Origin of the sequence: Paraburkholderia sp. (assembly GCF_049581445.1) — a bacterium.
GTDB lineage: Bacteria > Pseudomonadota > Gammaproteobacteria > Burkholderiales > Burkholderiaceae > Paraburkholderia.
The window spans coordinates 1-11106 of the sequence record NZ_JBAURZ010000053.1; the positions used below are offsets into that span (position 1 = coordinate 1).

Below are 11106 nucleotides of genomic sequence, written 5' to 3' on the forward strand. Positions count from 1 at the left end.
TAAATGCCGAGCGGGCCGCCCGGCGTGTGCGAGCCGCCGCTGTCGGCGACGTAGAGCCGACGCTCGTCCGCCGAGAACGCGAGGCCGTTGGGCCGCATGTATTCGCGCGAAGCGATCGTCACGGCACGCGTCACCGGATCGATACGGAAGACGTTGCACGAACCTAGCGACGACTCCGCACGGCCGCCTTCGTAGTCGGTCATGATTCCGTAGTCGGGGTCGCTGAACCAGACCGATCCATCGCGCGCGACCACCACGTCGTTCGGCGAATTCAGCGGCAGGCCGTCGTAGGCATCCGCGAGCACGGTCAAGCGGCCATCGGGCTCAGTGCGCGTGACGCGGCGCGTCGCGTGCTCGCAGGTCACAAGGCGGCCTTCGCGGTCGCGCGTGTTGCCGTTCGCGTGATTCGACGCCGCGCGGAACACCGACACGTGACCGTCCTCGGTCCAGCGATACATCGTGTCCGCGGCAACATCGCTCCACAGCAGCATCCGCATGTCGCCGAACCAGACCGGACCTTCGGCCCAGCGCATGCCTGTCGCGATTCGCTCGACCGCATAGACGTTGCTCAGGAGGCAGTCGCGCGCCCTGGGGTCGACCATCTCGATCGAGCTGTCGCTCATGCCGCCTTCCGCGCTGCAGCACGCGCCGCGATACGCTCGCGAAAGCGCGCGGTGCCAGCATCAATGTGATCGACGAGGGCGTCGATTGCCCAGAAACGCTCGCGGATGTCGCCCTCGATCACGCGGGTGTGATCCGATTCGAAAATGCCGAGCCGTTGCTGATATTGCTTGGCTAGCTTGGGATAGCCCATTGGCTCGGCCATCGCGGCGAGCGCGAGGAATATCGCGAGTTCGTCCGCGAGATCCTGATCCTCGTCGCCGTGTTGCAGAAGCCACTTGTAGAGATCGGGATGAAAGTTGTTGAAGACGCCGCAGAAGCCGCGCGAGCCAGCCTTCATCGCGGCATATGCAATCGCGGCGTTGGCGTTGACGATGCGCAGCGGCGTGCCTTTCACCAGTTCGACGCGGTGCGCGACGGTCGCAAGATCGCACGACACGTCCTTCAGCACGACGAAGCGGCCCGTGTTCGCGCAATAGAGCAGTTCCTCGTCGGATAGCAAACGACGATACGGCGCAGGACATTCGTAAAGGCCGAGCGGCAAATCTTTCGGCAGCCGCGCGAGCAGACGGTCGAGATCGTCGAGAAACGTGCGGCCGCCCTTGCGGTGCGGATCGAGCCGGTTGGTGACGAGTACGATGCCGTCGACGCCCGTCGCGCCGACCTCGGACAGCTCGGCGTATTGTTCGTCGGCATCGTCGCTGATGTGCCCCGACGCAATCACCGGCACACGTCCGGCGACTTGCTCGACGACAAAGCGCGACACGTCGACTCGCTCGCGCCGGGTCAGCTTCTGCATCTCGCTCGACTGGCAGACGGCGAAGAGCGTATCCGCTCCATTGTTGATGTACCACTCGATCAGCTTGCCGAGACTCCGATAGTCGATCTCGTTCGCAGCCGTGAAGGGCGTGAGCATGACGGGGATGATGCCGTCGATGGGTAGGGTCGTTCCCAAGACTGGTCCTCTGTCGATGATGGATTCGTGCGCTTGCATTGTCGTGGCGTGCGTCAATGTAATCGCTTACACGCGATGGATTAAAAATCGAGGACCCGTGCTGGCAACCTCGATCATGGCGATTCGCCGCGACTTCGCTCGAAGCTCACAAATAAAATTTAAGGTCTTGCTGTAGGTGCAACGTGTCATCTGAACGGAATCCGGGGAAGCAAACATGCTTTTGCTTCATTAGGAATACATTCCGCTGGGAGACTGATTTAAAATGTTAGCGTTTACATTTTGGTTGATGAGCATGGAGATTACAAGTCCCGTTTCGCCACTCCTCGGGTAAACGACGAGGCGACGGTCAGCCCAGCGACAGCGTCCGGCTCTCCAGTAAGATGACGCCCACGAACGTGCGCCTTGATGTGTACGCCTTCACCCACGACCCTTCCGTATTCGCCGATGAGCCGCTCAGCCCCAGCACAGACGTCGCCCCGATCACGCCGGACTTCCGGCCGCTCGGTTCTTGTGGACGTCGCCAAGCGCGCCGGTGTGTCGACCGCCACCGTTTCGCGGGTCTACAACGATCCCGGCAAGGTGTCGGCGGACGTGCAGGCCCGCGTGCGAGAGGCCGCGCTCGCGTTGAACTGGATTCCGAATGCGGCGGGCCGCGCGCTTGCGTCGACGCGCACGCACATCGCCGGCGCGATCATCCCGACACTCGACGATCAGGTGTTCGCATCCGAGGTGACCGGCATGCAGGCCGTCTTCGCGGAGCAGGGCTACACCGTGTTCCTCGGCTGCTCGAATTACAACTTGCAGCAGGCGTACATTCAGGTGAGCGCGATGCTTACGCGCGGCGTGGAGGCGGTCCTGCTCGTGGGCGAGTCCCAGCCGCCTGGGCTCTTCGAACTCCTTGAGCAGAATCGCGTGCCTTACGTGGTGACTTACGCGTACCGGAAAGACAGCCCGCACTGCTGCGTCGGCTTCGACAACCGTGCCGCATTCCGCAGGCTGACTACACATCTGCTCGATTCAGGCCATCGTGATTTCGCGATCGTCATGCAGTCCCCGGACGGAAACGATCGCGTGCAGGCACGCTTGCTTGGCATTCACGAAACGCTTGCGGAGCAGGGGCTCGCGGTACGGCCTGCGCACGTTCGCATCGGCCCGGCGACGATAGACTTCGGGCGCGCAAGCCTGCGCGAGATCATGGAACAGACTGGACCGCGTCCGACCGCCATCATCTGCGGCAACGATCATCTGGCTACGGGCGTATTGCTGGAAGCGCAGTCGCTGGGCATCGAGGTGCCCGGTGAGTTGTCGGTCACGGGCTTCGACGACATCGCTTTGTCTCATCAGCTCAAGCCGTCGCTCACCACGATGCGGGTGGATACGGCCGAGATCGGGCGACTAGCGGCGCATACGATGTTGCGCATGTTGGCGGGCGAGACGGATATTGGTGGCACTGAGATTGAGCCCGTGCTGTTTGTTCGGGAGTCGAGTGGGGCGCCGCAGGCGCGATGATGGAGCATCGCGTGGAGTTCCGGATGACGATCCCTTTCCATTTGCGACTATTCACTCAATCATGCTTACGCTTCAACGCATTCTTGATCGCATGACTCTCCGCTGCGCTCGCCGATGGCTAGTGGCGAGTCTCCTGACGGGCTTCCTCGCCGGCTGTCATAGCTGAGCCTCTTCGGCGGTTTCCCGTCAAGCATCCGTTCCGGGCGCTCCGGCGCCTTCCCGCAGGTCAACATCGGCTCGACCGACGACTCGATCGAGATCGTCGCGTTCGCGCCGGGTGTCGATCCGGCAAACCTCGATGTCTCGATTGACAAGGGGCTGCTGACCATCAGCGGCGAACGCGGGCCCGCACAGCGGGAAGCCCGAGACGACATGCGTGGTGCGGATACACCATCAGGATTGAGCGCGATGGCCGTGCTGGAGCCCGCCGGCGAGCGAACAATGGCGTGCCTCCTGGCCCGACATTCAGCGACTGTTCTCACGCGACCCGTGGCGCGCAGATGGAATCATGGCGAAGCTACCAGACCTTCACTACTCCGACGGGCTTGGTGTGCGAACGTCGTATTCAGCGGGCCTTCTTTTTGCGCGTCAGACTTGCGCGAAACCTTCCCATCAACCGCGTGCGATAGCCCGCCAGTAACGAAAATTCGCCGAGGCGCCCGCGTAGGGTGAGAAAAATGGTTTGCGTGCTGTGGCGCGTTTCGCGGGTGGCCCATCGCGCCTTGTACGTACTGAAGACGGGGCGGAAATCGAAATCGCGGCCATGCGCCTGCGCCCACCTCATGCAAAACTCATGCATCAGGCTTCCCGGCGAAAAGGAACCGAGCGACTCATCATAGGTCGTGATGAACACCTCGAGCGCATGCGGTGCCACCAGGTTGACCGACGCTGAAACCGGCACACCATCCAGCTTCAGGAAGGTGACAAGCGGAGTGGTCGACAGATCGATGCGATGCGCCAGTTCGATAAAGAAGTCCCTCACCTGATCCGTCATCAGATATTGCGTGTGAAACTGGCGTGACATGGCCCAGCGCCGTTTATTGTCAAAGAGCCAGGTCAGGACCACGGCGGCATCTCCGGGCGTCTTGCACCATCCGAGTTCTGCGAGGCCTTTGGTACCTAGTCGTTTGAGATGGCGGCGCAAATCGGAGAACAGCGCCTTCGGGCGCGTTGCCACAAATTCGTCCCAGCACGAGTAGTCGCGCAGGTTGATCGCATATCCCGGCACGTCGTCGCGCAGTCCGTGCGGCACGATTGGCAGCAGCCATGAATGTGGCCGTGTTTTAAGCGCTTGAAAGAGCAGGCTGGCCAATTTGACAAACCGGACCTGTAGCACGTCAGCGTGAAGTTTGGCTGTCGCGTGAACCAACTCTGTGAAGACCTCGTTGTCTGTTTCATCGCGAACGAGCGGGCCGCCGTATTCCTCGTGGGCGCCGCAACTCAACGCTCTGGCGACCCGGATCAGACCTTGCCGCCGAATCCCGACAGGCCATAATGCGCATAACCCAAGTTCGTCATAGACCCGAATGACCTCGACCGTGCCACCGGCTGTGAACAGGATTGATGCCGCCACTTCGCAATAGGGATAGGTCAGGCAGAATGAGAAGTCGCGAGCAGTGGCGATGAGGCCGTCCCACTCGCAACGCAGGGTCCTGAGTGCGTCCAGACTTATGATCGTCTTCACATCGAGGCGCAATCGGCGTGCTTGGGACACGCTCTCCGCTGTGGCAGGCAATCGGACCGACATATCTTTACCCCGCGTCGCGAGTCACTTAATGCGACGACCCTGGTTCGCTGTGGAGAAACACTATCATTTGCCAAATGGCGATTCCAAGTCACGGCTGCTGAGCGACTTCTCCGTATCTGACTGCCTGTTTTCAGTCTCTTCACACGGTCGTCTTCGAGCGATTCTTGCATCCCGGCACGTCACGCAGCCCGCCGTCGCGCGGGCGAGAAATGGTGTGGATCGTGCGCGGTTCGCCAAACGTTCGAAGTCGTCCGTCGCTGCCGCAACCCGCGACTATTCCACGGCAGATATCAGTTTCTAGCGTCAGTCGACGCAATCCAATCAATCGCCTTGCATGCGCATGCATATGCATCGTTCAACGCATCTTCAGGCCGACTCTGAGGCATGTCCCCGGTTGAAGGTGATCCGATGTCGACCCGGGCATACGCACCCGCCCGCTGCAGGACGATTCGCCGGATAGAGAAAAGGCCGTCGCCTGTGGGAGCGACCAGTGCATGGACAGCGTATCCCATGTAGACCCAAAGTCTTTCAAGCATCGTTATACTCCGTGGCTCGATGGGCGGGACGATCACACGGATGCGTGTCTGTTTCTGTACGGGAACGCACGGTCAACTTTGCGTCGGGATCATCGTCATTTTGGCGTTTGCGAGGGCAAGATTTCCGACGTGCCGCCTCATATTCAGCTTCCTCAGCCATGAAGCTTCTCTCGCTGAACGCAACCACTCTGAAACCCCATCCCTTGTTGGGTGGGACCGTGATACGCCAGTGCCAGCCGCCAGCTAGCTGGAAAACATGCAGTACGGGAACGGTTTGAGTGCGTGGAGATCGAGATGTCATCGTAGCGCGTTGTCCTGGCACAGGCGATTTCAGACTGCGGCACGAAGAATCATTTCGCCCGGATGCATGCGCCTCAAGCACCATCAGATAGTTCGCGAGCCCAATCGAAAACGCTGCGAGCACGATGTGCAGCGCGATCGTCACCCCGAACTGCCACCGGGCCAGCTCAATTGCCATATCCAGTAGGTCCTGTCCGTTCCCGATGGACGTCCATACTCATTCGCGACTCAGACGATGCGTACCGGAATGGACTTCGCGCCAGGCACCTTGCTCTCCTTCGCGTAGTGCCACAGCGGCAGCAGCACGTTGCATTCGGGGTAATAGCCGCCGATGCATCCCTTCGGGATCTCGTACGGCTTTACCTTCAATCCACCGAGGCGTCGCTCGATGCCATCATCCGCGATCGTCTCCAACGTGATTTCGCTGTCCGGTTCGAGACCGCGCTCGCGCATGTCGTCTTCATTCATCAGGATCACCATCCGCGATCCCTTCACGCCGCGGAAGCGGTCGTTGAGGCTATAGATCGTGGTGTTAAACTGGCTGTCACTACGCAGCGTCATCAGGCGTAGCGCGCCTGATTCCCTGACAGGCATGTCGGGGTCTTCGCCTAGTGAATGAGGCACGAGGAACTCCGCTTTGCCCGACTTCGTTTCCCATTTGCGCTCGCGGGCCGGCAAGGGGCGATGAAAACCGCCTGGCTGCCACATACGTTCGTTGAAATCGTGGAAGATCTTCGTGTAAGTCTTCGCGATTTCATCGCGGACCACCGAGTAATCGTCGCGCCAGGCGTCCCAGTCCACCGTCGATCGCGCACCGAGGGTCGCCTTCGCGATTCCTGCGACGATGAACGGCTCCGACCGGATCCTTTCGTCTGCCGGTTCAGTGACCCCGCGCGAACCATGCATGCAGCCGGTGCTGTCTTCCATCGACACGGCCTGCACGCCGCTCGCCTGCTCGTCGATTTCGATGCGGCTCAGGCAAGGCAGTACGAAGGAGACCTCGCCCGGCACCAGGTGGCTGCGGTTGAGCTTGGTCGCGACGTTCACCGTGAGTCGCAGCTTGCTCCACGCAGGCTCCGTGCGGTTACGGTCCGGCACGGAACGCACCAGATTGCCGCCCAGATTGATTACTGCACTGACCTCTCCCCTGACCATCGCCTCGAACGCCTCGACGGTGTTCCTGCCTTTCGTGCGGGGTGGCTCGAATGAAAACTGTTTTGCAAGCTGGTCGAGCGGCGCAAGCTCGGGTTTCTCGGTGATGCCCACAGTGCGCTGACCCTGCACGTTCGAGTGCCCCCGCACGGGCGACGGACCCGCGCCCGGCTTGCCGATATTGCCGCGCAGGAAGAGCAGATTGCAGAGCATGCGTACATTCTGTACGCCGAGGCGATGCTGCGTCAGACCCATGCCATAGTGAGCCATGACGGCGTTCGCTTTCATGTACTCGTCGGCTGCGGCTTCGAGATCGGCACGCGGCAGGCCGCTGACCCGCACGATATCGTCCCACGATGCGTTCCGTGCGTACGCGGCGAAGTCCTCGAAGCCGATCGTGTGCTGCTCGATGAATGCGACGTCCAGCACGCGCGGCCTGCTTTCGCTACGCGCAGCGTCGTCTGCTTCAATCACTGCCTTGCAGATTCCCAACATCGCGGCGGTATCGCCACCCGTCTTCACGAGGTGATACTGCGTGCTGATCTGCGTGTGCGCCGGCGTCAGCATCTGCGCTGGCGATTGCGGGTTGGAGAAGGATATAAGCCCCGGCTCTCGCAACGGGTTGAACGTGATGATCCGTGCGCCGCGCACGCGTGCATCCTGGAGCTGGTGCAGCATGCGCGGACTGTTGGTACCGACGTTGTGCCCGAAGAAAAACATCAGGTCAGTCTTTTCGAAATCTTCCAGGGTAATGGTGCCGACGCCGACCCCGATCGCTTCCTTTAGTCCGACGCTGGTGCTCTCGTGACACATGTTCGAGCTGTCAGGCAGGTTGTTGCAGCCGTACATGCGTGCGAAAAGCTGGTACATGTACGAGGTCTCCAGCGATGCGCGACCCGAGGTGTAGAAGATCACGCTTTCCGGATCAAACGTGTTCAGATCGCGGCCAATTTCCTCGAAAGCCTGCTCCCAGCTCACTTCCACGTAGCGGTCGGTCGTCGGATCGTAGCGTAGCGGGGCAGTCAGCCGGCCCGCTTCCTCGAGGTCGTGATCATGCCAGTCGCGCAGTTCGGAAACGGTGTGCACGGTAAAAAAGTCAGGTGTAACACGTTTGGCCGTCGTGTCCCAGGCGGTTGCTTTCGCGCCGCTTTCGCAGAACTCGAAGGTATGCGGATCGGCCGGTTTTGCCCACGAGCAGCTCACACACATGAAGCCGTCGGGTTTGTTCTGGCGCAGCAAGATAGCGCTGTCCTTCAGTACGACCTTCTCCTGCCTGAGGATGGTGGCCACAGACTTCAGCGATCCCCAGCCGCCGGACGTGAACGGATATGCGGAACTTCTTTTCTCGTCGCTCACGGCACACTCCTCATAAAAAGTAGCACGGTGTGAGCTATTAGCAAACCGCATTCCACAAGGCGGCGCGCGATAGTGCAGTCTTCGTCGGCGCGAGGTCGGGGATGGTGCTCGCATTGATCGCGTCGGCCTTTCTCGCCTTTGGCCGTGGGTCCACCACATGTTCGCGACAGCCGTCCCCGATCTCGGCAAAAGCTTCTTTACGGCCGCGAGCGTGATGATCGCCGTGCCGTGCGGGATCCAGATCTACTGCCAGGAAGGTGCCAACGCGACCAGAGTGCCGTGCCTTCAAGTGTTAAGTAGATGGCCTCCGTCATGACAGACCCAAGCCAGTTGCCGCTTAGAATCAATCGAACGATGAAATGCGTTTCACCATCAGCCAGCGCGGGAGTCGAGCGACTCATCCGGCAGGTCGCCGGAGTCTGCGTTGTCAACACGCTGCGCATTGGCGCGCTAGAGACAATGTGCTACCTGCGTGCCGCGTGTGCGAGTCGGTAAGAAGGATGGCCTGTAGCGTCGCGGACATTGACCGCGTCGATACTGTCTTCAGGATGCCGATACCGGTGGCATTCAGGGAAAAAAGTACCGGACAGCACCTCACAGCAGCGGCAAAATTGTCATCTTGCGCGGCGCGATCCGGATCGCTAAGCTGTGCACTCCGCGGCCTGATCCTCCGCGAAAATGCGTGTCTATGCGCCCCGCTGCACGTATCAGAAACATCCCTCGTGTGCAGCGGGGCTTCTTTTTAAGCGCTGACGATCATCCCAGTTTAAATCTACCAAACTGCAGTGCGAAGACTCCCTGCCTGCTTGAGGCCACTTCCGGGCTACGTCTGTGCCTCTCTTCCATCCGGCGAGTGAGGCCATCACAATTCTATCCTTCCGCGTGAATGGCAGCTTCCCTGCTACCAGAAGACCTTCATGTTGGCGGGACGAAGGTCTTTTCCGGGTCGTGCGCCGCGGATCGACGACAGGCAGTCACCGGGCCATGAGCGGCCGTTGGTCGGCGGTGATATGAGGACGTCGGAACGCCGGGTCCATAGTCAGGTGCAGTCATTCAGTAGTCGGTCCTGGCGGCTCGCCACTACGACCATTTCTGAGTTGAGCAACTGTAGAGAGCCAAGGGCTGGCAGGGATCGGTAGAGCCGTTCGCCATCTATGGCGGATGACCGCCGCTTGCGAACGACAATCTTAAGGAAACCTTATCAGGACCAGGTCGTCGACCGCGTCTCGACCTGCCTGGAGAGATAGTCAACCATGCGTTGCGCGGCAGGCTGTAACGCGTCGAAATCTTTGAAGCACACGACAAACTGACGCTGCGCCCACGAATCGGTGAGAGGAATAATCTTGATTGCAAGCACCGGTCTATATGTCTCGGCCACTTCCACCGGTACGACGCTTATCCCGAGCCCGGCCGCCACCACGCGAAACGCCGCATCAAAGCTCGAAACGATCACTCGATAAGAAACGGTTTTGCCTACGCTCGCAGCCGCGCGCCGCAGCATCGTATGGACAGCCGTAGAAGGCAGCAGGCCGACATGCTCATGTTCTAACGTCTGATCGAAGCTTAGCGACACCTCTCCCGCGAGCGGATGATCTTTATGAACCGCGAGAGCAAGGCGGTCCTTTCGGTAGGGCCGGTGCTCAAGCCCTTGAAGGTCGACGTTATCCCAGCACACCCCGACGCTCGCCGCGCCTTCGCGAAGTTGCCGCACGAGATCGAACGATAGCCGCTCTTCGACATCGACCCTGATGTTCTGATACTCAGGCTCGCGCATGAATGAAGCGATGTCGTCGAGCAGCGCCTCTGCGATGGCTGAGGCCGACGCGCACACGCTCACGCGCCCTTTCAGGCCGCCGCCGAACGCGGTGACATCGCTTGCAATCCGCTCAATCGTGAAAAGCACGTTGCGGCCATGCTCTAGAAGCGCATTCCCCGCCGCTGTGGGTTGAACGCCGCGCCGCGACCGCAACAGCAGGGGCACGCCAAGTTCGTTCTCCAACTGCGCGATGCGCTTGCTGATCGCGGATGGCTCGATATGCGCCTCCTCTGCCGCCCGCGCGATATTGCGGTGATCACACACGGCGACAAATAACCGCAGCGTTTTTAGGTCGATGTCGCGCATACAGATCTCCGAAGTCTGACATTCCAAACGGGAAGCCTAGCGGTTCCAAAATACCGCTTCAAGGGTTGGCTGGAATGTCTAAAGTTAGCATAACGCCGACGCCTGATGGTCGGCAACGATAAATGGAGACAGCAAATATGCCCTCGTTCCCCGCGAACGTCGCCATCCGGGAAGTCGGTTTGCGCGACGGCCTGCAAAGCATCCCGAGCATTCTTCCGACCGAGCGAAAGATTGAATGGATCGGTGACGCGTACGCCGCCGGTCAGCGCGAAATCGAAGTCGGTTCGTACGTTCCCGCGCGGCTTTTGCCACAACTCGCCGACACCGCCGAACTCGTCACCTACGCGAAAACGCTGCCGGGCCTCGTCGTCTCGGTGCTCGTGCCGAATCTGAAAGGTGCCGGGCGCGCGATCGAAACCCACGCCGATCTGTTGCTCGTGCCGCTTTCCGCGAGCCACGAACACAGCCTCGCGAACCTGCGCAAGACGCCCAATGAAGTCGTCGCCGAAGTGGCGCGCATCCGTGCCGCGCGCGATGCTTCCGGATCGAAGATGATGATCGAAGGCGGCATAGGTACCGCGTTCGGCTGCACCATGCAGGGCCGCGTCGAGCAGAGCGAAGTGCTGCGCTGCATGCAGGCGCTGCTCGATGCGGGTGCCGATCGCGTCAGCATCGCCGATACGGTCGGCTACGCCGGCCCCGCCGCCGTGCGCGAGCTATTCGAGAAGGCGCGCAAGATCGCGGGCGAACGCTTCTGGTGCGGCCATTTCCACGACACGCGCGGCCTTGCGCTCGCCAACGTCTACGC

8 protein-coding genes and 2 pseudogenes are annotated in these 11106 nt (G+C 60.7%); 4 read left to right on the forward strand and 6 right to left on the reverse strand.

All coding sequences use genetic code 11. The annotated features are described in order from the left end of the window. Both WCA85_RS03815 and WCA85_RS03820 read right to left on the reverse strand, forming a co-directional pair. On the reverse strand, window positions 1-623 hold a 623-nt coding region (locus WCA85_RS03815), incomplete at its 3' end, for an SMP-30/gluconolactonase/LRE family protein (RefSeq protein WP_424061847.1). Further along, window positions 620-1576, reverse strand: a complete 957-nt coding sequence (locus WCA85_RS03820) for a dihydrodipicolinate synthase family protein (protein WP_424061848.1) — start codon at window positions 1574-1576, stop codon at window positions 620-622. The genes WCA85_RS03815 and WCA85_RS03820, both read right to left, overlap by 4 nt. Before the next feature lie 444 nt (window positions 1577-2020). On the opposite strand from WCA85_RS03820, the gene WCA85_RS03825 reads away from it, so the two are divergent. Continuing rightward, on the forward strand, window positions 2021-3085 hold the full coding sequence (locus WCA85_RS03825) for a LacI family DNA-binding transcriptional regulator (RefSeq protein ID WP_424061849.1): 1065 nt from the start codon (window positions 2021-2023) through the stop codon (window positions 3083-3085). Window positions 3086-3250: 165 nt separating this feature from the next. Then, window positions 3251-3457 (forward strand): annotated as a pseudogene (locus tag WCA85_RS03830) (Hsp20/alpha crystallin family protein); the annotation flags it as partial. Between the two features lie 193 nt (window positions 3458-3650). On the opposite strand, the gene WCA85_RS03835 reads toward WCA85_RS03830, so the two are convergent. The 3 genes from WCA85_RS03835 to WCA85_RS03845 all read right to left on the reverse strand — a co-directional run bounded on the left by WCA85_RS03835 (window position 3651) and on the right by WCA85_RS03845 (window position 8176). Beyond that, complete coding sequence (locus WCA85_RS03835; protein ID WP_424061850.1) at window positions 3651-4799, reverse strand: GNAT family N-acetyltransferase; 1149 nt, start codon at window positions 4797-4799, stop codon at window positions 3651-3653. 561 nt (window positions 4800-5360) lie between these two features. After that, window positions 5361-5846: a cytochrome ubiquinol oxidase subunit I gene (locus tag WCA85_RS03840; RefSeq protein ID WP_424061851.1), complete on the reverse strand. Its 486-nt coding sequence runs from the start codon at window positions 5844-5846 to the stop codon at window positions 5361-5363. Window positions 5847-5896: 50 nt separating this feature from the next. Then, window positions 5897-8176, reverse strand: coding sequence for an FdhF/YdeP family oxidoreductase (locus tag WCA85_RS03845; protein ID WP_424061852.1), 2280 nt, complete (start codon window positions 8174-8176; stop codon window positions 5897-5899). Between the two features lie 101 nt (window positions 8177-8277). Here WCA85_RS03845 and WCA85_RS03850 point away from each other — a divergent pair. Further along, window positions 8278-8426, forward strand: a pseudogene (locus tag WCA85_RS03850) (cbb3-type cytochrome c oxidase subunit I); the annotation flags it as partial. Between the two features lie 951 nt (window positions 8427-9377). Here WCA85_RS03850 and WCA85_RS03855 read toward each other — a convergent pair. Next, entirely contained in the window at window positions 9378-10298 is a 921-nt protein-coding gene (locus tag WCA85_RS03855) for a LysR family transcriptional regulator (RefSeq protein ID WP_424061853.1), read from the reverse strand. Window positions 10299-10435: 137 nt separating this feature from the next. On the opposite strand from WCA85_RS03855, the gene WCA85_RS03860 reads away from it, so the two are divergent. After that, window positions 10436-11106: hydroxymethylglutaryl-CoA lyase (locus WCA85_RS03860; protein ID WP_424061854.1), on the forward strand; the 671-nt coding region annotated here is incomplete at its 3' end.